The following is a 20978-nucleotide window of genomic DNA, read 5'->3' as shown; positions in this document are numbered from 1 at the left end:
GCACCGGTGCCACCCGGTGGTCGTCGCCCCGTCAGCCCGTCTCGACCGGCCGGTCGGGGTCGGCGACCCACTCCGACCACGAGCCGGGGTACAGCGCGGCGCCGGGCAGGCCGGCGACGTCGAGGGCCAGCAGGTCGTGGCAGGCGGTGACGCCGGAGCCGCAGTAGACCGCGGCACCCGCACCCGCACCCGCACCCGCACCTGCGCCCGCGACCCCGGCGGCGGCGTACCGCTCGCGGAGCTCGGCGGGCGGACGGAAGGTGCCGTCGGCGCGCAGGTTGCCCGTGGTCGGCACGTTGACGGCGCCGGGCACGTGGCCCGCCACCGGGTCGACGGGCTCGACCTCGCCGCGGTAGCGCTCGGGTGCGCGGGCGTCGAGGACGATCGCCGCGGCCGGCAGCTCGTCGGGCCCGACCACGGGCAGCCGGCCCGGACCGGCCGTCCAGTCGCCGGGCTCGACGTCGGTCGCCCCGGTCGCCACGGGTCCGCCAGAGGTGACCCAGGCCGACCAGCCGCCGTCGAGCACCCGCACGTCGTCGTGGCCGTGGTGCCGCAGCAGCCACCAGCAGCGGGCGGCGGCGTGGGCGGCCCAGTCGTCGTACACCAGGACAGGGCGGTCCGCACGCACCCCGCAGCGGCGCATCGCGGCCGTGAGCACGGCCGGGTCGGGCAGGGGGTGGCGGCCCCGCGGGCCGGGTGCAGCGGCGAGGTCGGCGTCGAGGTCGACGTACGCCGCCCCCGGCACGTGCCCGGCATCGAACTCCGCTCGGCCGGGCGGCCCACCCATCCGGTAGCGCACGTCGAGGACGGTGACCTCCCCGAGCAGGCCGCGCAGCTCGTCGACGGTCACCAGGGGCGAGGTCATGACGCCATCCTGGCCCATCGGCCGTTTTGACAACGGTTCTCATCAAGAGTGAGACTCGTTCTCATGCGCGTCACCCCCGCCCTCCGTCCCGCCGCCCTGTCCCTCGCCTCCGCCGTCGTCCTGGCCCTGGGCGTCTCGGGCTGCGCCGCCTTCAGCGACGACACCGCGTCGGAGGGCAGTGGAGGCAGCGGCGACGGGCTGACCGTCGCGACCGCGTTCTACCCCCTCGCCTACGTCACGCAGCGCATCGGCGGCGAGGACGTCGCGGTGGAGAACCTGACCCAGCCGGGCCAGGAGCCGCACGACCTCGAGCTGACCGTCGGCGAGACGGCCGAGATCTCCGCCGCCGACCTCGTGGTCTACCTGCGTGACTTCCAGCCCGCCGTCGACGAGGCCGTCGAGCAGAACGCGGCCGGGGCCACCCTCGACGCCGGCGAGGTCGTCGGCCTCGAGCCGTTCGCCGACGAGGACCACGCGGACGAGCACGCGGACCAGCACGCCGACGAGCACGGCGACGAGCACGTGGGCGAGGAGCCCGCCGACGAGCCGGTCGCCGCGACGCCGTCCGAGGAGGAGGGCCACCACGAGGGCGACGGGCACGACCACGAGGGCGACCTCGACCCGCACTTCTGGCTCGACCCCGACCGGATGGCCGACCTGGGCGACGCCGTCGCCGACCAGCTCTCCGAGATCGACCCCGAGCGCGCCGCGACGTACGCCGAGAACGCCGACGCCCTGCGTGCCGACCTCGACGACCTCGACGACGCTCTCACCGACGGGCTCAGCAGCTGCGAGCGGGAGACGATCGTCGTCTCGCACGACGCCTTCGGCTACCTCTCGAAGTACGGCGTCGAGGTGGCCCCGGTGGCCGGCCTCACCCCCGACGCCGAGCCCACCGTGTCGGTCCTCGCCGACCTGCAGGCCCTCATCCGCGAGGACGGCATCACCACCGTCTTCAGCGAGCGGCTGGCCAGCCCGGCGTTCACCGAGTCGCTGGCCGAGGACACCGGCATCACGACCGCCGTGCTCGACCCGATCGAGGGCCTGACCGACGAGACCTCCGGGGAGGACTACCTTTCCCTCATGCGCGAGAACCTCGAGGCCCTGCAGAAGGCCAACGGATGCGGTTGAGCCCCGTCGAGGTCTCCGACGGCGCGGTCGCCATCGGCGGCCGGCCGGTGCTGCGCGGCATCGACCTGACCGTCGCTCCCGGTGAGTTCCTGGCCCTGATGGGCCCCAACGGGTCCGGCAAGTCCACCCTGGTCCGGGCCATGACCGGGCTGCGCCCGCTCAGCCGCGGCCAGGTCACCCTGTTCGGCACCCCGCTGGCGGAGTTCCGCGACTGGCGACGGGTCGGGTTCGTGCCGCAACGCAGCTCGGCCGAGTCCGGCGTCCCGGCGTCGGTGTGGGAGACCGTCTCTGCCGGCCGCCTCACCCGACGGCGGCTGCTGCGGCCGCTCGGGGCCGCCGACCGCCGGGCCATCACCTCCGCCCTCGAGCTCGTCGGCCTCGCCGACCGGGCCCGCGACGGCGTCGGCACCCTCTCCGGCGGCCAGCAGCAGCGCGTGCTCATCGCGCGGGCCCTGGCCGGCGAGCCCGAGCTGTTCCTCCTCGACGAGCCCACCGCCGGCGTCGACGCCCTCAACCAGCGCGCCCTCGCCGACGCGCTGCGCGGGCTGAAGGACCTCGGCGCCACCGTCGTCCTCGTCGCCCACGAGCTCGGACCGATCGCGCCGCTCGTCGACCGCGCCGTCGTCATGCGCGACGGCCGCATCGAGCACGACGGCGAGCTGCGCGAGCAGGACCTCAGCCACCACGACCACCACCACCGCCGGGCCGGAGCGGGCGCCCACGCCCTACGCGTCTCCGCCCCGCTCGACGGCCTCGCCGGCGGTCCTGCCGAGGGGCGCCGCCCGTGAGCCCCGCCGAGCTGTTCTCGCTCCCCTTCATGCAGCGTGCCCTCATCGCCGCGCTGTTCACCGGGCTCGCCGCCCCCGCCATCGGCACCTACCTCGTGCAGCGCCGCCTCGCGCTCATGGGCGACGGCATCGGCCACGTCGCCGTCACCGGCGTCGCGATCGGCCTGCTCACCGGCTGGTCCCCCACCTGGACCGCCGTGCTCGTCGCCGCCGCCGGCGCCATCGCCATCGAGGTCATCCGCGAGCGCGGCCACACCAACGGCGACGTCGCCCTCGCGCTGCTCTTCTACGGCGGGCTCGCGGGCGGCGTGCTGCTCACCGGCATCGGCGGGCAGTCGGCCAGCCGGCTGCAGGAGTACCTCTTCGGCTCGCTGCTGACCATCGGCATCTCCGACGTCATCGTCACCATGGTCCTCGCCACCGTCGTCGTGGTGGTGGCCCTCGGGCTCGCGCCGCAGCTGTTCGCGGTCTCCCACGACCGCGAGTTCGCCCGCGTCGCCGGCCTCGACGTCCGCGTCTACAACCTCCTCGTCGCCGTGCTGGCCGCCGTCACCGTCACCGTGGCCATGCGCACCGTCGGGCTCCTGCTCGTCTCCGCGCTCATGGTCGTGCCCGTCGCCACCGCGCAGCAGGTCAGCCGCTCCTTCCGCGCCACCCTCGTCGGCGCCATGGTCCTCGGCCTCGTCGCCTCCGTCGGCGGGCTCGCCCTCGCCGCCGTCGCCTCCTACCGCGTCAACGTCGCCCCCGGCCCCTCCATCGTGCTGCTCGCCCTCGCGATGTTCGCCGTCACCTGGCCCGTCGGCGTCTGGTTGCGCCACCGCTCCCGCCGCGTCGCCCCCTTCGCCGACGAACCCCTCGGCCACGAGGTCAGCGACGACCACGACCACCGCGAGCACGACCACGGCCCCGACTGCGGCCACCTCGCCGTCCCCCACGACGACCACGTCGACTACGTCCACGACGGCCACCGGCACGCCAAGCACGGCGCGCACTACGACGAGCACTAGCTGGTCTGGTCGCGGCCCGCGTGGGCCGTGCCGACCCCGCGCACCACGCTCCTCGCTGCCGCCGGCCTGGTACGGCGCGGGGTCCGGCACCTGCCCCACCCGGCCGCTCCGTGCGCCCTGTGGCCCGGTCTGAGTGGGGTCAGGGCGCCTGTGCCCCGTACGCCGCCGCCCCGCGCGGTCTACCTCACCGACCGGTGCCCTGCCCCGCCCGAATGCGGGCGGAAGAGTTCGCCCGGCGGCAAGGGAGTCGCGGCCGCCGGCCCGACCAGGCCCCCGGCAGGCAACTCACCGTCCGGTGCACTTCCCCGCCCCAATGCGGGCGGGTAGGTGCACCCAGCGGTGAGGTAGTCACGGCCGCCGGCTCAGCCGGGCCCCCGGCATGCAACTCACCGTCCGGTGCACTTCCCCGCCCCAATGCGGGCGGGTAGGTGCGCCCAGCGGTGAGGTAGTCCCGGCCGCCGGCTCAGCCGGGCCCCCGGCATGCAACTCACCGTGCGATGCACTCCCCCGCCCGAATACGGGCGGGTGAGCGCGCCCAGCGGTGAGGGAGTCGCCGCCGCCCGGCCCGAGCAGGCCCGCCGGCGGGGGTCAGGCCTTGCCGTAGCGGCGGTCGCGCTCGGCGTACGTCTCGATGGCGCGCCAGAGGGCGAGGCGGTCGACGTCGGGCCAGAGGACGTCGGTGAAGACCATCTCGGCGTACGCCGCCTGCCACAGCACGAAGTTGGACAGGCGCTGCTCGCCCGAGGTGCGCCAGACCATGTCGGCGTCGGCGAGGTCGGGGACGTAGAGGTGGCGGGCGAAGACCTTCTCGTCGACCTTGTCGGGGTTGAGCCGGCCGGCGGCGACCTCGCGGGCGATGGAGCGGGCGGCGTCGGCGAGCTCGGCGCGACCGCCGTAGTTGACGCACATGGTCAGGGTCAGCACGTCGTTGTCGCGGGTCAGCTCCTCGGCGACCTGCAGCTCCTTGACGACCGAGCGCCACAGCCGCGGGGCACGGCCGGCCCAGCGCACCCGCACCCCGAGCTCGTGCATCTCGTCGCGGCGGCGGCGGATGACGTCGCGGTTGAAGCCCATGAGGAAGCGGACCTCGTCGGGCGAGCGGGTCCAGTTCTCGGTCGAGAAGGCGTACGCCGAGACCGCCTTGACCCCGATCTCGATGGCGCCCTCGACGACGTCGAACAACGACGACTCGCCCTCCTCGTGCCCGCGGGTGCGGGGCAGGCCGCGCTGCTTGGCCCAGCGACCGTTGCCGTCCATGACGATGGCGACGTGCTTCGGCACCAGCTCCGCCGGGATCGCCGGCGGCCGGGCGCCCGAGGGGTGCGGCGTGGGAGGTCGGACGGCGCGCTTCACGCGCCCACCCTAGGGAAGGTCACCGCTCGCTCAGCGGGCGATGTGCTCCCAGGAGCGCAGCTGCCGCTCCAGGTGCCAGGTCAGGTACGCCGCCACCAGGCCGGAGGCCTCCTTGAGGTGGCGGTCGGCGGTGGCCGCGACGGCGTCCCAGTCGCCGGCGAGCAGCGACCCGAGCACCAGCACCGTCTCCGGCGCCGGCGCGGCCGAGCCGGGGACCCGGCAGGTCGCGCACAGCACGCCGCCCATGGCCGGGTTGAACCACCGGTGCGGGCCCTCGAGCCCGCAGCGCGCACAGTGCTCGAAGGACGGCGCGTAGCCGGCCACGGCCAGCGACCGCAGCACGTAGGAGTCGAGGACCTGCAGCGGCGACCGCTCGGGCATCGTCATGGCCCGCAGCCCACCCACCAGCAGCAGGAACTGCTGCGTCGCCGGCTCCTTCTCCTCCGTGGCCAGCCGCTCGGCGGTCTCGAGCATGGCGGTGCCGGAGGTGTAGCGGTCGTAGTCGCTGCCGAGCCCGGCGTGGAAGAGCGAGCGGGTCTCGGCCTGGGTGACGATGTCGAGGTTGCGGCCCTCGGCGAGCTGCAGGTCGACGTGGGTGAACGGCTCGAGGCGCGAGCCGAACTTCGACGTCGTGCGCCGGACGCCCTTGGCGACGGCGCGCACCCGGCCGTGGTGGCGGGTCAACAGGGTGATGATCCGGTCGGCCTCCCCCAGCTTGTGGGTGCGCAGCACGACCGCCTCGTCGCGGTAGAGGGGCACCGGACCATTGTCCCCCTCAGCTGGTCGAGCCCTGCGTACGCCGCGCCCGCGAGCGACCCGCGGCGGGCGCGTCCCAGCAGCGCAGCGCGAAGCGGGCGGCCTCACCGTTGAGCCGCTCGGGACGCACCCGCCACTCCAGGATCGAGTGCGCGCGCACGAACGTCGCGTGCGGCATCTCCGCGGCCAGCATCGCCGCGTCGGCGGCGGGGTGGATCGGGTCGGCCGGGTGACCGACGACCAGCGCCGGCACGGTCATGGCCTTGCGCATCTTCGACGACGGCGCGACCCGGCCGAAGAAGATGCCGTGCACGACCGCGGCCATGGACGCGGACTCCTGGCCGAGGGTGTCGAGGGCGATGCCGGTCCAGAAGGGCACGATGCCGCGGGGCACCAGCTTGGTCACCCGCCGCAGGCCGTCGACGGTGAAGGGCAGGAACCGCGCGGCGAACATCAGCGGCGCGAACGCGACGATGCCGGCCTCGACGGCGTTGTCGAGGACCGGCATCTCGCAGATCAGCCCGCGCACCCGGTCGGGCGCGATCGCGGCGACCTCCAGGGACACGTTGGCGCCCAGGGAGGTGCCGCCGACGACCGCGGCGGGCGCGCCGAGGTGGTCGAGCAGGGCGACGACCTGCTCGCCGAAGGCGGTCATGGAGTAGCCGAGCGGGTCGGCCGGTCGGTCGGACCGGCCGTGGCCCAGCAGGTCGAGGGTGACGACGTGCAGGCCCTCGGCGGCCAGCGCCCGCGCGAGCGGCTGGCACATGCGGCGCGGCATCAGCTGGCCGTGCAGCAGCACGACCCAGCGGTCGCCGCCGCCGTACTCGGTGTACTCGAGGCGGTCGCGGCCCGACTCGCCGTCGAGGAAGAACTGGCCGATGCGCTCGGAGACCAACACGGCGCGAGCGTAGCGGTCAGTGCCCCCCGGACGACTCACCTCGGCCGGCTCACCTCGACCGGTTGACCGCGCTGATGACCGCCTTGAGGGACGCGGTGACGATGTTGGCGTCGAGCCCGACGCCCCACAGCACCTTCTCCCCCACCGCACACTCGACGTACGCCGCCGCGATGGCGTCGCCGCCGGAGCTCAGCGCGTGCTCGGCGTAGTCGAGCACCCGGACGTCGAGGTCGTGCGGCAGGCCGTTGATCGCGTCGCAGAACGCGGCGATCGGGCCGTTGCCGACGCCCTCGAGCGTGCGGAGCTCGCCGTCGACGTACACACCGACCGTCAGGGCGTCCTTCTCACCCGCCGCCGAGCTGGTGTGCACGGAGTCGAGCCGCAGCGGGACCTCGCGGTCGAGGTACTCGGCGCGGAAGGCCGACCAGATCTGGTCAGGGCTGACCTCGCCGCCCTCGGCGTCGGTGCGAGCCTGGATGACCCGGCTGAACTCGACCTGGGCGCGGCGCGGCAGGTCGAGCTTGTGCTCGGTCTTGAGGATGTAGGCCACGCCGCCCTTGCCGGACTGGCTGTTGACCCGGATCACGGCCTCGTAGGAGCGGCCGACGTCCTTGGGGTCGATGGGCAGGTAGGGCACGGCCCAGGTGTGCTCGTCGACGGCGACGCCGGCGGCCGCGGCGTCGCGCTCGAGGGCCTCGAAGCCCTTCTTGATCGCGTCCTGGTGGCTGCCGGAGAACGCGGTGTAGACCAGGTCGCCGCCGTAGGGGTGGCGCTCGGCGACGGGCAGCTGGTTGCAGTACTCGACGGTCCGGCGCACGTCGTCGATGTCGCTGAAGTCGATCTCGGGGTCGACGCCCTGGGTGAGCAGGTTGAGGCCGAGCGTCACCAGGCAGACGTTGCCGGTGCGCTCGCCGTTGCCGAACAGGCAGCCCTCGATGCGGTCGCCGCCGGCCAGGTAGCCGAGCTCGGCGGCCGCCACCCCGGTGCCGCGGTCGTTGTGCGGGTGCAGCGAGAGCACGACGTGCTCGCGGTGGTGCAGGTGCCGGCTCATCCACTCGATCGAGTCGGCGTACACGTTGGGGGTGGCCTCCTCGACGGTGGCCGGCAGGTTGATGATGACGGGCTTCTCGGCGGTCGGCTGGAACACCTCGAGCACGTCGTTGCAGACCCGGACGGCGAACTCGAGCTCGGTGCCGGTGTAGGACTCGGGGCTGTACTCGTAGAAGACCTCGGTCTCGGGCACCCCCTCCTCGTACTTCTTGCACAGCCGCGCGCCCTGGACGGCGATGTCGGCGATGCCGTCCTCGTCGAGGCCGAACACGACGCGCCGCTGCAGCGTCGAGGTGGAGTTGTAGAGGTGGACGATCGCCTGCTTGGCGCCCCGGATGGCCTCGTAGGTGCGCTCGATGAGCTCCTCGCGGGCCTGGGTCAGCACCTGGATGACGACATCGTCGGGGATGAGGTCCTCGTCGATGAGCTGGCGCACGAAGTCGAAGTCGGTCTGGCTGGCGCTGGGGAAGCCGACCTCGATCTCCTTGTAGCCCATCCGCACCAGGAGCGTGAACATCTCCAGCTTGCGGGCCGGGCTCATCGGGTCGATGAGGGCCTGGTTGCCGTCGCGCAGGTCGACCGCGCACCAGCGCGGCGCCTTCTCCATCCTCTTCGACGGCCACGTGCGGTCGGTCAGGTCGACCGGGATGAACGGCGCGTAGCGCTGGAACGGCATCCCGCTCGGCTGCTGGGCCCCGGTGTGGTGCTGGCGGGAGCGGTGGTCGGGCTGGGTGGTCATGATCTCTCCTGCTGGTGGCTGGGTGCGGCGCCGGCACAGCACGCTCTCCGCAGCGAGGAGGCGGCGGCCTAGGTGGCGGGAGCCTCGCTGCGGCAGCGAAGGAGGAGTCGAGCGCTCGTCATGACGCTGACCACCATAACGGGCGCCCCCCGTCCGCGCAGGTGGGGTCCACGGGGCGGGCCGGTCCTAACGTGGAGGCATGACCGCCGGACCCTCCGGGACGGGCGCGGAGACCGCGAGCGACCGCATCACCCGCAACTGGAACGAGCTGCTCCAGGAGCTCCGGGTCACCCAGACCGGCTCGCAGATCCTGGCCGGCTTCCTGCTGACCGTGCCCTTCTCCACCCGGTACGACGAGCTGAGCGCGGCGCAGGTCCGCGTCTACCTCGCCATCATCAGCTGCTCGGTGCTCTCGACCGGCTGCCTCGTCGCGCCGGTGGCCTTCCACCGGGTGCTCTTCCGGCAGCGGCAGCGGCCGTGGCTGGTCGAGGCGGCCAACCGGGCCGCCCGGGTGGGGCTCGGCCTGCTCGCGCTGACGGTCTCGGGCGTGCTGTCCCTCGTCTTCGACGTCACGGTCGGCCGCGCCCCGGCGTTGGTCGCGCTCGCCGTCGGGCTGGCGTTCCTGCTGGGGCTGTGGGTCGTCGTGCCCCTCCTGCACCGCGGGGACAGCGAGCAGGACGAGCCGCTCAGACCTTGATCAGGACCACCACGAAGGCCAGCAGCGGGCCGACCCACAGCAGCGCATTGGCGACCCACCCGTCGCCGAGCAGGTCGCTCGGTCGGCGTCGGTCGCGGGCGTCCAGGGGCCTGTCTCCAGCCGTCGTCGCCATGCCCCTACGGTCACCCGATCCCGTCGTCGCAGCCTCACCCCGCGGGTGGGCACGGGTGTGCCCGACCTCACCTCCGACCCCGCTCCCGGCCTAGCCTCGGTGCCGTGCCCCGCCTCCTCGTCGTCCACCACGCGCCGACCCCGGCCGTCCGGTCGCTGGCCGACGCCGTGGTCGCCGGAGCCCGCGACGACGCGATCGAGGGCGTCGAGGTGGTGGTCCGCGAGGCCCTGGACTGCCGGGCCGCCGACGTGCTCGCCGCCGACGGCCTCGTGCTCGGCACGCCGGCCAACTTCGGGTACTTGGCGCGTGAAGTGCACTCAGGCGACGCGCCGGGCACACTACGGTCAGTCCCACTGATCTTCGAAGTCATGCCAGGCTGATCTGATGCCAGGACCACGAGCCTATTCAGCGGGCACCCGAGCCGCGCTCGCTGCACTGTCGCGGGCTCGGTGCTACTACCCCGCCTGCGAAGTCCAGGTCATCCGGTTCATTGGTGACGAGCCGTTCATCGACTATCAGATCGCGCACATCCGCGACGCCAACCCTGGGGTTCGATACGTCGAGGACATGACAGACGACCAGCGAAGGTCGTTTGCCAACCTCATACTCCTCTGCAAGCCGCACCACGAACTCGTGGACAAGCGGCATCCGGAGCGTTACTCGATTCCAGACCTAGAGGGTTGGAAGCAGTCTCGCGAAGGCGCCGGACGGACCGCACTGGAAGAGATCGGGCCCATTAGCGAAACCGGTCTCGAGGAGTTGCTCCAGCAGTCCATTGCAGAGGTCCAGGACCGGGTGACTTTGGCCCTTCGCACGCAAGAGGATGAGACCCGTGCTCGCATCGTGGCTGTCCGCACGGATGCCTCCTACAACAACGTCCGCGATGCGCTCGACGCCGCCGATGAACTGGGACTGCTAAGCCCCCTGGGCGTCAGAGCCGCAACCCTGCTGACCGACTTCTACCTGCGCATCCAGCGACTGGAAGATGCGCTGACAGTGAGTCTGGATACGCGCTGGGAGCCCAGCGCCTTTACGACTCGGTGGCAACCGACGGAGTCACTGGCAGACGTGGTGCTGCGCCTGGCAGCAGAGGTACGCCCGACCGATCTGTGGCCAGGTACCGAGCAATGGGAGTTTGCGTCCGCAATCAACGGGATCGTGGACGTCCTGCTCGCCGGAGTCGACCTGAAGGCCAACGGAGGATGGATCGCAAATGCGGTTCAACTCGTCGGCTCGGCGTGGCTCCTGAGCGACTGGGAAGCCACATCGACAGATCGGCCCTATCAGGTCCTCTACAGTCGACTCGACGAGAATGATTGGTACCCGCACCTCGCGTCGAAGCCCTGGACTGATCGGTCAGAGGTCGCGGAGATGTTGGATCAGGCAGTGATTCTCCGCGGCATGGCTGCCCCGTCGAGCACCATCGGCCATGAAGACGAAGAGCCACCGAACGGGCCATGACCCGTCACCGCCCTCAGGGGTCGACTACGGCAACGACGGCAGCAAGAGACAGCGAAACGAAGGCCCCAAGTTGGACTCTCAGCGCCAGGTCGAGCCACCACGCTTTGGCGTTGTTGACCTCTCGCGTTGAGAGCAACGTGTCGAGATCCATCCATGCGCAAGCAAGTAACTGAGACGGTTCGGAGTCCGTCCATCTCGTTCCCAGCATGGTCTTGAAGGTGTTGGCGGTCGGGACCTTGTAAAGGCGCAACATTCCTGCCGTCATCGCGAAGCCGCTTGCGAACGCGAACGCGATCACCGAGATCACCACGAAGACGCCAACCGTGGCACCTACTTGGAACTCGTTGCCCTTCACAAGGGCGATCAACGCAACGATCAGCGAGAGCAACGCCGCGGAACCTGTGGTGACCGCGGATGAGCGATCGTCGAGTCGTTTCCGCCTGTCTTGCTCGGCAGCAAGCCGATCGGCAACCAGGGCTCGATAGTGGACGCCTTGGGTCACCGGCTACTCATCTTCGTCTCGGCGGGTCTCCGCCTCACGGCGTTGACGACTGGCCTTTTCCAACTCGAAGTCAATCCAGGAAGGTCTACCGCCGGGCTCGCTGACCGGTCCCTCCACGTCCTCAGAGGGTTCCGGTTCACTCGTTGGCTCACTCACGAGCCAACTCTGACGGCTGTGACGGCAACACAGCAGCGACGCGCCGCGTCACTGCTCAGGATCAGCCTCCGTGGCGGCGGTGAGGTAGCCGTGGTATCCCTATCGCGGCCGTACAGGTCGGCTAGTGCCGCTTCCGCTCGATGCCGTCGCCCTGCAAGTCGCCGTGCTCCAACTCAGATTCGATCCAAGACGGTCGGCCGCCCGGTTCCGCGGCGGGTTTGTCGACGCCTTCAGTCGGCTCGGGGTCGCTCGATGATTCGCTCATGGCCTAAGTCTCGCCCCCAACCAGCATCTAATCAGACGCCACGCCGAGTCCCCTCCGCGACTGTCCGGATCCCCATCACCGTCAATACCGTCGAGACCGCGGTCGCGCCTGCTGCTGGTCCGCTACCCCCGCCGCTCGTGCGGTCACCTACGGACGCGGCGATCGCCGGAGGCGACGACGACGCGATTGAGGCGTCGAGGCCGCCGCCTGTGAGGCGCTGACCGCCATGCCTGGCGACGTGTGCTCAGGTCGAACTGCTGACGCGGCGTCGTTCTCGCGCAACGTGCGTCGATCGACTCAGGTTCATCCACAGTGCGGCATCGAGGATGCGCAGAGTGCTGATGTCACGAGCGGACTCGGGCCGCAGCCCGTCGATCTGACCGCGTAGGTCGATATCGGAGCGGAGCGCCGTTTGCATAGACAACCACGAGTCAGATCCGAGCGAAGGAAGTGCGCCACGGACCACTTTGTCGATCACCGGAATGAGCCGGGGTCGCTTCCTGGCCATCAACTTGCTGGTTCGCGTGGGCCCAACGCCCTCTAGTCCCATGACAGCGGTCCACAGCAGGCGGGCAGGTCCCAGGTCAGTATCGGTTGCCTCCCACAGATCGACGTTGTTCGGGATCTCCGCCAGAAGGGCATTGAGTTGCTCTCGGCGTTCGTCGACCAGGAGCCCGCGTACCGCCCTGGGCAGGAATCCCACGTCGAGAAGGCTCGCCCCCAGGACGTCGGCCGTTGTGAACTCGTTCGCTGGGTTGTCGCCCAAGAGGTCGAACGTCGCCCCAGCGAATCGACGTGTTGGATCGAAGTACGCCTCAACAAGTAGTCGCGTCCCAGCCATACCGATGACCAGCCGGATCTCCTCGACTAGCGCGGTGGACATGGTCGACTCCCGTCGATAAAGCGCGAGTAGTGCGCCTGGAACTGAACACCGATCCTCGAACACGGACCCCAGCGATGGTGCAGAACGATCAGATCCGCTTCCCCTGCGCGCAGATGCTCATCACCGTCAGGTAGCCCGCGGTGGCGGACCTCGACCACCAGGTCGGCGACCTGAGCCCACGATGGGTCAAGGTCGTCCCGGACCGGATCATTGGAGACAACCTGCGCTCTCGGCAACGTCACCACTAGCGCGGTGCGACTCACGAGGGCGCGGACGGCGTCCGGTTCAATCCCCAACAGGTCGGCGTCGTCGATAACGAGCGTCGATGATCGGCCATCGCCGGGCGTCAGCGCGGCGTGAGGGGGCGGTCCATCCCCCTTTGGAACAACACGCAACGGGAGCGTTGCGACTCTTTCAACGGCCCGAGATCGACGTTCTTTTCCCTCGGTGCCTCGGAGCGGAACCGGACCCGCCTGAGCGATCAGGCGGTCAGCGATATCGGCGGCAGGCTGTCGAGGGGTCCAAAGGACCGTGGCGTGGCCTTGTTCAGCGAACTCTCTCGCCCATTGCACCGCCAGCGTGGTCCGTCCCTCTTCGGGCACGCCAACGACAAGCCACACCTGGCCTCTTCTCAGCCCACCAGTCAGTCGGTCGATGCCCACCAGTCCAGTCGAAGCGCCGGGTGGGCAGACAGTGTCGAGGTGCGTCATCAGTTCGCTCATCGTCAGCACGATCGACATCATGGATCCACCCACCGACAGCGGCACCTAGCCTGGATGACGTGCCCACCCTGTTGGTCGTCCATCACTCTCCAACGCCAAGCGTTCAGACCCTCACAACGGGAGTGATCGCCGGTGCTAACGACGATGCCATTGAAGGCGTCGATGTCGTCGTCCGGGAGGCCCTAGCGGCAACAGCCGACGACGTGCTCGCTGCTGACGGCATTGTGCTGGGCTGCACTGCGAACTTCGGCTACATGAGCGGTGCGATGAACCACTTCTTCGACAGCCTCTTCCTCGAGGTCGGCGGCGCCCTGTCCGACGACGGGTCCGCCGCCGGCGGCACGTCCCCGGGTGGTCGCGTGCCGTTCGGGGTGTGGGTGCACGGCCGCTACGACACCGCAGGCGCGGTCCGCTCGGTCCTGGCCATCGCCGGTGCCCTGCCCTGGCGGCAGGCGGCCGGGGTGCTCGAGGTGCTCGGCGAGGTCGATGCGGACGCCCGCGCGGCGGCCCACGAGCTGGGGGCGACCCTCGCCGCGCTCGTCGCCGACTGACGCGGGGACGGTCCGCGGGCTCAGTGGGTCAGCTTGAGCCCGACCACGCAGCCGACGAGGCCCATGATGAGCAGCACCTTGACCACGCTGACGGGCTCCTCGCCCGTGACCATCGCGACCACCACGGTGAGGGCGGCGCCGATGCCGACCCACACGGCGTACGACGTGCCCACGGGCAGCGTGCGCATCGCCCAGGCCAGGCCGCCCATGCTGAGCACGAGCGCCGCGCCGAACACCAGCGACGGGGCCAGCCGGCTGAACCCCTCCGACCGGCCGAGGGCGGTGGCCCACACGGCCTCCAGCACCCCGGACACCACGAGCACGATCCACGCCATGACGAGCTCCTCCGGCCGTCTTGTCGCGTTCCGGGTACGGCTCCCTCGTCCGGCGCCCGCATCGCGCAGGCGTGGTCCCAGGCTCTCACACCCCGGTCGGTAGCATCGCCCCCTGTGACGACGAGGTCCCCGCTGGCGGTGGTGCTGGCCGTGGTGGCCCTGCTGGCCCTGCTGGCCGGCTGCGGCGAGTCCGCCGGCCAGAGCGGCGAGACCGACCCGGAGCAGGTCGACGCCGTGGAGGCCCCCGACCTCGGCTCCTGCCGCCGGCTCGCCCTGACCGACGTCGCCGCCCCGACCAACGCCAGCCCCGTCGTGCCGTGCGCGGAGCGCCACACCGCCGAGACGTACGCCGTCGGCGAGCTGCCGCCCGAGCTCGACGACGCCGGCTACGACTCCCCCGAGGTCGCCCAGTTCGCCTACGACACCTGCAGCGAGGGCCTGCGCACCTTCGTCGGCGCCGACGAGAGCCTGACCATGCGCACGGTGCTGAGCTGGGCGTGGTTCCGGCCGTCGCCCAAGGCGTGGGAGGACGGCGCCCGGTGGTACCGCTGCGACGTCGTCGGCGGCGGCGCGCAGAGCAAGGAGCTGGTCGCGCTGCCCAAGACGGCCCGCGGGCTGCTCCAGGGCCGGCCCGACGACAAGTGGCTGGCCTGCGTCGACGGCCCCTCCGTCTCCGGCGCCCCCAAGACCCCGTGCTCGCAGCCCCACGACTGGCGCGCGGTGACCACGATCAAGCTCGGCGAGGAGGCCGACGCCTACCCGGGCGACCGCCTCTCCGAGGTGCGCTCCCGCGACTTCTGCAAGCGCTCGGTCCAGGCGTGGCTCAACTACCCCGCGCAGTTCGACTACGGCTACACCTGGTTCCGCGAGCCCGAGTGGAACGCCGGCAACCGACGCTCGGTGTGCTGGGCCCGGACCACCGAGTGAGCCCCGCGTGAGTCCCCGCGTGACTCCCGGCATGGGCCACCCCGTGCCCCGTCGTACGGCGCGCGCGACCGTGCTCGGCGCCGCGCTGCTGCTCCTCGGCGGGCTCGCCGCGGGCTGCTCGGGCAGCGACGAGCCCGACGCCGGCCCCACCGCCTCGCCCAGCGCCGTGGTGACCCCCACCCCGCCGCCCACGGCCGCGCCGGTGGCCGGGCCCGAGGCCGGCGCCTGCTTCCGGCTCACCTTCCGCCAGGCCGTCTCGCCGACCAACGGGGCCGAGCCGGTGCGCTGCCGCCAGCGGCACACGGCCGAGACGTTCGCGATCGGCACGGTCGACAACGTCGTCGACGGGCACCTGCTGGCCGTCGACTCCGAGCGGGTCCAGCAGCAGGTCGCCACGACCTGCCCCGACCGGCTCGGCCGGTTCGTCGGCGGGTCGCTGGAGGACCAGCGGCTGAGCATGCTCCGGGCGGTGTGGTTCACCCCGAGCCTGGAGGCCTCCAGCGAGGGTGCGGCGTGGTTCCGCTGCGACGTCGTGGCCCTCGCCGGCCAGCGCGACCTGCTCGCGGTGACGGGGTCGCTGGAGGGCGTCCTCGGCACCGAGGAGGGGCGGCAGCGCTACGGCATGTGCGGCACCGCCAGTCCGTCGGAGCGGTCCTTCGAGCGGGTGCCGTGCAGCGCCGAGCACTCCTGGCGGGCGTTCTCGGTGCTCCCGCTCGAGCCCGGCGACTACCCCGGCCGCCGCGCGGTCAGCGAGGCCGGCGCCCCCTGCGAGGACGCCGCCGCCGGCATCGCCGACGACCCGCTGAGCTACCGCTGGGCCTCCGAGGGCCCCGACGCGCAGGAGTGGGCCGCGGGCCAGACGTTCGTGCGCTGCTGGACCGAGGACTGACCCACCGGGTGCGAGCGGTCGGTCCCGTCGGAGGGTCGGCGGGGCGCGGGGCTCAGAAGCCGAGCTTGCGCAGCTGCCGCGGGTCGCGCTGCCAGTCCTTGGCGATCTTGACGTGCAGGTCGAGGTAGACCGGGGTGCCCAGGAGCGCCTCGATCTGCAGCCGGGCCCGCTTGCCGACGTCGCGGAGCCGCGAGCCCTTGTGGCCGATCACGATGCCCTTCTGGGAGTCGCGCTCGACGTACAGGTTGGCGTGGATGTCGAGCAGCGGCTTGTCCTCGGGCCGGCCCTCGCGCAGGCCCATCTCCTCGACGACGACGGCGATGGAGTGCGGCAGCTCGTCGCGCACGCCGTCGAGCGCGGCCTCGCGGATGAGCTCGGCCGCGAGCACCTCCTCCGGGGCGTCGGTGAGGTCGCCGTCAGGGTAGAGCTGCGGGCCCTCGGGCAGCCGGTCGACCAGAAGGTCGGCCAGCAGGCCGACCTGGTCGCCGGCCTTGGCCGAGACGGGGACGACCTCGGCCCAGTCGGTGCCGGTCTCGGTGCCGAGTCGGGTGATGTCGAGCAGGTGCTCGCCGATCCGGTCGGGCGCGGCGAGGTCGGTCTTGGTGGCGACGGCGATCTTGGTGGTGCGCTTGACCTTGGCCAGCTCGTTGACGATGAAGCGGTCGCCGGGCCCGATCTTCTCGTTGCTGGGGAAGCAGACCGCGACCACGTCGACCTCGGACCACGTGGTCATGACCAGGTCGTTGAGGCGCTCGCCGAGCAGGGTGCGCGGGCGGTGCAGGCCGGGAGTGTCGACGAGGATCAGCTGGGCGTCGTCGCGGTGGACGATGCCGCGCACGACGGTGCGGGTGGTCTGCGGCTTGTCGCTGGTGATGACGACCTTGCGGCCGACCAGGGCGTTGGTCAGCGTCGACTTGCCGGCGTTGGGGCGGCCGACGAACGAGACGAACCCGCTGCGGTGCGGCCGGTCGGACGGCGGGGCGGGCTGCTCGGTCATGCGTTCCTCCTCGGGTCCACGGCGCGCGGCTGGCGTCCGGCCACCGAGCGCCAGTAGCCCATCACGTCGTAGGCGGCGCTCGGCAGCTGCCGGTCGCGCATCAGGTGCTTGCGGATGGCGCGCATCTGGGCCGACTCCCCCGCCATCCAGAAGTAGCCGTCGCCCGCGGGCCAGTCGATGCCCTCGACGACCTCGGCCAGGTGGCTGACCCCGTCGGCCTCCTGCGCCAGCCAGGTGACCTCGCCGGGCAGGTAGTCGGCCACCGGTTCAGGCGCCTCGGCCCACACCCGGGTGGGCACGTCGACGGTCTCGCGGATGCGGGCCATCGCCGGCAGGGCGGTCAGGTCGCCGACGAGCAGCAGCCAGGCCGCGCCGCCGGGGAGCGCGAAGGACCCCTTGGGCTCGGTGACGGTGACGTGGTCGCCCACGCACCCGCCCCGCGCCCACTCGGTCACCAGCCCGACGTCGTGGACCACCACGTCGAGGACCAGCTCGGCGCCGTCCCAGGACCGCACGGTGTAGTAGCGGCTCTGGAACTGGCCCGGCACGACCAGCCCGACCCACTCGTCGGGGACGCCCGTGGACGTGAAGCCGGACAGGCCGGGCCCGCCGAGCACCAGCCGCACCAGGTGGTCGGTCAGCGGGGTGCGCGAGACCACCTCGGCGTCGTACGTCGCGGCCTTGGTGCTCATCGGCTCGATGCTATCCACGCCGACCCGCCGTGGACCCACGACGGGTCAGCGGAGCACCGGGTCAGGAGGCCCAGGTGGGGCGGAGCGGGAAGCCGTTGCCGCCACCGTCGCCGACCTTGGCCGCCAGCACCTGGTGCAGCTGGACCTCGTTGCGCTCGAACCCGACCCGGCAGGCGGCCATGTAGAGGCCCCAGACGCGGGCGGTGCCGAGGCCGACCTCGGTGACGCACTCGTCCCAGTGCTCGACCAGGTTGCGGTTCCAGTCCCGGAGGGTCATGGCGTAGTGCAGGCGGAGGTTCTCGGAGTGCTGGACCTCGAGGCCGACGTCCTGCATCTCGGTGACGAGGCGACCGGAGCCGGTGAGCTCGCCGTCGGGGAAGACGTAGCGGTCGATGAACGCGCCCGTGCGGACCGGGCGGTTGGTGTGACGGGTGATGCAGTGGTTGAGGAGCCGGCCCTCGGGCTTGAGCTTGTCGTGCAGGAACGTGAAGTAGGACTCCAGCTGGCCCACCCCGATGTGCTCGGTCAGGCCGATCGAGGAGACCGCGTCGAAGTCGGACTCCAGCACCTCGCGGTAGTCGAGGTGGCGCACCTCGGCCAGGTCGCCGAGGCCGGCCTCGTCGATGGCGTTCTTGGCCCACTCGGCCTGCTGGCGGCTGAGCGTGACGCCGAGCGCCTTGACGCCGTACTCCCTCGCGGCGTGCATCACCATGCCGCCCCAGCCGCAGCCCACGTCGAGCAGCCGCTGGCCGGGCTGGAGGTCGAGCTTGCGGGCCACGAGGTCGAACTTCTCGGTCTGCGCCTGCTCGAGGGTGGCCTCGGCCGAGGGGTAGACCGCGCAGGTGTAGGCCATCGAGGGGCCGAGCACGTGGCGGTAGAAGGTGTTGGAGACGTCGTAGTGGTGGTGGATGGCCTCGGCGTCGCGGGTCAGCGAGTGCCGCACGCCCTCCACCATCCGGCGCCAGCGGGGCAGGTGCTCCTGCGGCGGCGGGGCCGGCGGCTTGAGGTTGGACAGGCCCAGGCCCCGCACGATGGTGAGCAGCTCCGAGGGCAGCGGCGCGCGGAACTTGGTGTGGTCCTTGAGCTTCTGCATCACCGCGTACGGGTTGCCCGGGTGCTCGCCGTGCACGACGAGGTCGCCGGCGACGTACGCGCGGGCGAGGCCGAGGTCACCGGGCGCGGTGACGAGGTACTGCAGGCCGCGCCGGTTGACCAGCTCGAGGCGGATCTCGGCGTCCTCGGGGCCGGCGGCACTGCCGTCGTAGGCCTCGAAGCGCAGCGGCATCCCGCCGCGGGTGAGGTCGGCGACGACGTCGGCGATCTTGAACTGCTTGGGGGTGCTCATGGTGGTCACTTCCTGCGGACGGTCTTGTCGTAGAGCCTGGTCAGCCGGTCGTCGGGATCGTGGACCGCCTTGACGCGGGCCACGTGGTCACCGCCGTAGAGGCGGTCGAAGGTCTCGCGGTCGTAGAACGCCTCGGAGTACAGCGACTTGTGGCCGTCGAGGTCGTGCACGGCCGCCTCGATCGCGCGGTTGGTCGGGGCGTCGACGGCCTCGGGGCCGACGTGGACGGTGCCCCAGAAGCCGATGTTGACGTAGAGGTCGCCGGCCTCGAGGGGGTAGGCCGGCCACGCGCGCGTCGTGGCCAAGGGGCACAGCCACACCGGTCGCATCCCGACGTGCTCGTCGAACCAGGCCAGGAACTCCGGCAGCCGCCCGGCCGGCACCTCCACGTCCTGGACGACCCGCTCGCGCAGCGGCCGGCCGGCGCGGCGGTCGAGCCGGTCGGCGACGTCGAAGCGGCGGTCGAGGCCGAGCAGCTTCATGTAGACGTCGGAGCGGCGCAGCGAGCGCGGCCACAGCCGGCGCACGACGGGGTGCTGGGCGCCGAACGCACCCGAGCACCAGAACCAGTCGGTGTCCCAGCGCCACAGGTAGTCGAGCACGGTCAGCACGTCGGTCTCGCGCTCCTGCAGGGAGCGGAAGAAGACCTGCTGGCCGGCGTAGTCGCTGGTCGCCCCGGCGGCCCCGAGGTCGTCGGTCCAGCGGGCCAGGGTGAGGTAGAGCTCGTCGGGCGAGAACGCGACGCCGTCGAGGCCGTCGACCCGCTCCCCCTCGTGCTCGCCGGTGCGGGCGATCTCCTCCATGGTCTTGGTCAGCAGGGCCGCGTCGTCGAAGCGGACGTGGCGCAGCGCGGCGTACGCCGGCACCGGCTCGAGCTCGATGCGCAGCCGGGTGGCGTAGCCGAGCGAGCCGTAGGAGTTGGGGAAGGCGTCGAACAGCTCCTCGCCGGGGCGGGTCGTCACGACCTCGCCGGCGCCGGTGAAGACGTCCATCTCGAGCACCGACTCGTGGGGCAGCCCGTTGCGGAAGCTGGTCGACTCGATGCCGAGCCCGGTGACCGCGCCGCCGAGCGTGATCGTGCGCAGCTGGGGCACGACGAGCGGGATGAGGCCCTGGGCGAGGGTGGCGTCGACGAGGTCCTCGTAGGTGCACATGCCCTGCACCTCGGCCGTGCGCGTCCCGGGGTCGACCTCGATGACCCCGGTCAGGCCCGAGACGTCGAGGCCGGGCGCGGAGGTCTGCGTGCGCTGGCGGAAGAGGTTGGTGGTGCGCTTGGCCAGCCGGACCGGCTGGCCCGCCGGGATCGCGGCGTACGACGCCGCCAACCGGGCGACCGCCTCCTCGTGCTGCTGCCACGCCCGTGCATCCGTCACGTCCTCGCACGTTACTCCCGGGTCGCTCGACCTGCGAGCGGGGTCCTACCTGGGGGTAGCCGATGGGTAGTACGTCACTGGGTCAACCTCTAGGGAGGACTCTCAGGTCGACGGGGTGACGCACTACCCCCGGATCGCGCCCCGGGGGTCGCCGAGGAGGACGACGGCGTCGGGGGCCCACTCGTCGAGGACGGCGCGGTCGGGGGCGGCGAGGTCGGGGGCGTCGCCGAGCACGACCGCGGCGGCGAGGCCGCGGGAGCCGGAGGCCACGGCCATGGCCACGCAGACCTGCAGCGCGCTGACCTTGAGTGACTCGAGGTCGACCGTCGCGGCGGCGTAGGTGCGGCCGTCGAGGTCGCGCACCGCAGCCCCCTCGGCGGCGCCGGTGCGGGCGCGGGTGGCGCGGGCGAGGGTGACGAGCTTGGCGTCCTCGGGGTCGAGCTGCGGGGCGTCGGGCATGCCG

At 71.8% G+C, this 20978-nt stretch carries 24 protein-coding genes and 1 riboswitch; of the genes, 9 read left to right on the top strand and 15 right to left on the bottom strand.

The genetic code is table 11. The annotated features are described in order from the left end of the window. Nucleotides 1-31: 31 nt before the first annotated feature. On the bottom strand, nucleotides 32-865 hold the full coding sequence (locus FJQ57_RS06800) for a sulfurtransferase (protein WP_139978395.1): 834 nt from the start codon (nucleotides 863-865) through the stop codon (nucleotides 32-34). Between the two features lie 63 nt (nucleotides 866-928). Here FJQ57_RS06800 and FJQ57_RS06795 point away from each other — a divergent pair, with 63 nt between their 5' ends. From FJQ57_RS06795 to FJQ57_RS06785, 3 genes are read left to right on the top strand one after another with little or no spacing between them, the layout of a single operon-like run. Then, complete coding sequence (locus FJQ57_RS06795) at nucleotides 929-1996, top strand: metal ABC transporter substrate-binding protein (RefSeq protein WP_139978394.1); 1068 nt, start codon at nucleotides 929-931, stop codon at nucleotides 1994-1996. Continuing rightward, complete coding sequence (locus FJQ57_RS06790) at nucleotides 1987-2784, top strand: metal ABC transporter ATP-binding protein (RefSeq protein ID WP_139978393.1); 798 nt, start codon at nucleotides 1987-1989, stop codon at nucleotides 2782-2784. The genes FJQ57_RS06795 and FJQ57_RS06790 overlap by 10 nt, the downstream gene beginning before the upstream one ends. Beyond that, entirely contained in the window at nucleotides 2781-3791 is a 1011-nt protein-coding gene (locus FJQ57_RS06785; RefSeq protein ID WP_246081622.1) for a metal ABC transporter permease, read from the top strand. Before FJQ57_RS06790 ends, FJQ57_RS06785 begins: the two co-directional genes overlap by 4 nt. A 588-nt stretch (nucleotides 3792-4379) precedes the next feature. Here FJQ57_RS06785 and FJQ57_RS06780 read toward each other — a convergent pair. Genes FJQ57_RS06780 through leuA form a run of 4 tightly spaced genes read right to left on the bottom strand, consistent with a single transcriptional unit; the run spans nucleotide 4380 to nucleotide 8587 of the window. Beyond that, a complete protein-coding gene (locus FJQ57_RS06780) occupies nucleotides 4380-5144 on the bottom strand; it encodes an isoprenyl transferase (RefSeq protein ID WP_139978392.1) in 765 nt (254 codons plus the stop codon). Nucleotides 5145-5174: 30 nt separating this feature from the next. Next, nucleotides 5175-5903 (bottom strand): DNA repair protein RecO, encoded by a 729-nt coding sequence (gene recO, locus FJQ57_RS06775; protein WP_139978391.1) that lies wholly within the window; start codon nucleotides 5901-5903, stop codon nucleotides 5175-5177. Nucleotides 5904-5919: 16 nt separating this feature from the next. Next, nucleotides 5920-6798, bottom strand: a complete 879-nt coding sequence (locus tag FJQ57_RS06770) for an alpha/beta fold hydrolase (RefSeq protein ID WP_246081621.1) — start codon at nucleotides 6796-6798, stop codon at nucleotides 5920-5922. A gap of 49 nt (nucleotides 6799-6847) precedes the next feature. Further along, entirely contained in the window at nucleotides 6848-8587 is a 1740-nt protein-coding gene (gene leuA, locus FJQ57_RS06765; protein WP_139978390.1) for a 2-isopropylmalate synthase, read from the bottom strand. A gap of 199 nt (nucleotides 8588-8786) precedes the next feature. Between leuA and FJQ57_RS06760 the strand changes: the two genes are divergently transcribed. Beyond that, on the top strand, nucleotides 8787-9284 hold the full coding sequence (locus FJQ57_RS06760; protein WP_139978389.1) for a DUF6328 family protein: 498 nt from the start codon (nucleotides 8787-8789) through the stop codon (nucleotides 9282-9284). Here the strand turns inward: FJQ57_RS06760 and FJQ57_RS22315 are convergent. Further along, on the bottom strand, nucleotides 9274-9417 hold the full coding sequence (locus tag FJQ57_RS22315) for a hypothetical protein (RefSeq protein WP_170219301.1): 144 nt from the start codon (nucleotides 9415-9417) through the stop codon (nucleotides 9274-9276). The two genes, FJQ57_RS06760 and FJQ57_RS22315, sit on opposite strands and share 11 nt — an antisense overlap. Before the next feature lie 104 nt (nucleotides 9418-9521). On the opposite strand from FJQ57_RS22315, the gene FJQ57_RS06755 reads away from it, so the two are divergent. Next, complete coding sequence (locus tag FJQ57_RS06755; protein ID WP_211348757.1) at nucleotides 9522-9797, top strand: flavodoxin family protein; 276 nt, start codon at nucleotides 9522-9524, stop codon at nucleotides 9795-9797. A 4-nt stretch (nucleotides 9798-9801) separates the two neighbouring features. Beyond that, on the top strand, nucleotides 9802-10878 hold the full coding sequence (locus FJQ57_RS06750) for a hypothetical protein (protein ID WP_139978388.1): 1077 nt from the start codon (nucleotides 9802-9804) through the stop codon (nucleotides 10876-10878). Nucleotides 10879-10891: 13 nt separating this feature from the next. On the opposite strand, the gene FJQ57_RS06745 is transcribed toward FJQ57_RS06750, so the two are convergent. The 3 genes from FJQ57_RS06745 to FJQ57_RS06735 all read right to left on the bottom strand — a co-directional run bounded on the left by FJQ57_RS06745 (nucleotide 10892) and on the right by FJQ57_RS06735 (nucleotide 13427). After that, entirely contained in the window at nucleotides 10892-11380 is a 489-nt protein-coding gene (locus FJQ57_RS06745) for a hypothetical protein (RefSeq protein WP_139978387.1), read from the bottom strand. A gap of 665 nt (nucleotides 11381-12045) precedes the next feature. Beyond that, on the bottom strand, nucleotides 12046-12684 hold the full coding sequence (locus FJQ57_RS06740) for a DUF6308 family protein (protein ID WP_139978386.1): 639 nt from the start codon (nucleotides 12682-12684) through the stop codon (nucleotides 12046-12048). After that, nucleotides 12669-13427: a DnaB-like helicase C-terminal domain-containing protein gene (locus tag FJQ57_RS06735; protein ID WP_139978385.1), complete on the bottom strand. Its 759-nt coding sequence runs from the start codon at nucleotides 13425-13427 to the stop codon at nucleotides 12669-12671. The genes FJQ57_RS06740 and FJQ57_RS06735 overlap by 16 nt, the downstream gene beginning before the upstream one ends. Before the next feature lie 38 nt (nucleotides 13428-13465). Between FJQ57_RS06735 and FJQ57_RS06730 the strand changes: the two genes are divergently transcribed. Next, nucleotides 13466-13957: a flavodoxin family protein gene (locus FJQ57_RS06730; RefSeq protein WP_139978384.1), complete on the top strand. Its 492-nt coding sequence runs from the start codon at nucleotides 13466-13468 to the stop codon at nucleotides 13955-13957. 20 nt (nucleotides 13958-13977) lie between these two features. On the opposite strand, the gene FJQ57_RS06725 is transcribed toward FJQ57_RS06730, so the two are convergent. Next, nucleotides 13978-14292: a DMT family transporter gene (locus tag FJQ57_RS06725; RefSeq protein ID WP_139978383.1), complete on the bottom strand. Its 315-nt coding sequence runs from the start codon at nucleotides 14290-14292 to the stop codon at nucleotides 13978-13980. Nucleotides 14293-14302: 10 nt separating this feature from the next. After that, a riboswitch (guanidine-III (ykkC-III) riboswitch) is annotated at nucleotides 14303-14367 on the bottom strand. A gap of 39 nt (nucleotides 14368-14406) precedes the next feature. On the opposite strand from FJQ57_RS06725, the gene FJQ57_RS06720 reads away from it, so the two are divergent. Then, a complete protein-coding gene (locus tag FJQ57_RS06720; RefSeq protein ID WP_139978382.1) occupies nucleotides 14407-15219 on the top strand; it encodes a septum formation family protein in 813 nt (270 codons plus the stop codon). Between the two features lie 19 nt (nucleotides 15220-15238). Further along, entirely contained in the window at nucleotides 15239-16108 is an 870-nt protein-coding gene (locus tag FJQ57_RS06715) for a septum formation family protein (protein WP_246081620.1), read from the top strand. Nucleotides 16109-16160: 52 nt separating this feature from the next. Here FJQ57_RS06715 and era read toward each other — a convergent pair whose 3' ends face one another. The 5 genes from era to FJQ57_RS06690 all read right to left on the bottom strand — a co-directional run bounded on the left by era (nucleotide 16161) and on the right by FJQ57_RS06690 (nucleotide 20974). Then, nucleotides 16161-17105 (bottom strand): GTPase Era, encoded by a 945-nt coding sequence (era, locus tag FJQ57_RS06710; RefSeq protein ID WP_139978381.1) that lies wholly within the window; start codon nucleotides 17103-17105, stop codon nucleotides 16161-16163. Continuing rightward, nucleotides 17102-17797 (bottom strand): siderophore-interacting protein, encoded by a 696-nt coding sequence (locus FJQ57_RS06705; RefSeq protein ID WP_139978380.1) that lies wholly within the window; start codon nucleotides 17795-17797, stop codon nucleotides 17102-17104. The genes era and FJQ57_RS06705 overlap by 4 nt, the downstream gene beginning before the upstream one ends. 61 nt (nucleotides 17798-17858) lie before the next feature. Beyond that, nucleotides 17859-19142, bottom strand: a complete 1284-nt coding sequence (locus tag FJQ57_RS06700) for an SAM-dependent methyltransferase (protein ID WP_139978379.1) — start codon at nucleotides 19140-19142, stop codon at nucleotides 17859-17861. A 5-nt stretch (nucleotides 19143-19147) separates the two neighbouring features. Continuing rightward, a complete protein-coding gene (locus FJQ57_RS06695; protein ID WP_139978378.1) occupies nucleotides 19148-20515 on the bottom strand; it encodes an FAD-binding oxidoreductase in 1368 nt (455 codons plus the stop codon). A gap of 123 nt (nucleotides 20516-20638) precedes the next feature. Next, complete coding sequence (locus tag FJQ57_RS06690) at nucleotides 20639-20974, bottom strand: cytidine/deoxycytidylate deaminase family protein (RefSeq protein ID WP_139978377.1); 336 nt, start codon at nucleotides 20972-20974, stop codon at nucleotides 20639-20641. Nucleotides 20975-20978: the final 4 nt, after the last annotated feature.

Origin of the sequence: Nocardioides litoris (genome assembly GCF_006346315.1) — a bacterium.
GTDB lineage: Bacteria > Actinomycetota > Actinomycetes > Propionibacteriales > Nocardioidaceae > Nocardioides > Nocardioides litoris.
The sequence above is the reverse complement of the archived record's forward strand: the minus strand, read 5'-3'. Positions and strand labels throughout refer to the sequence as shown.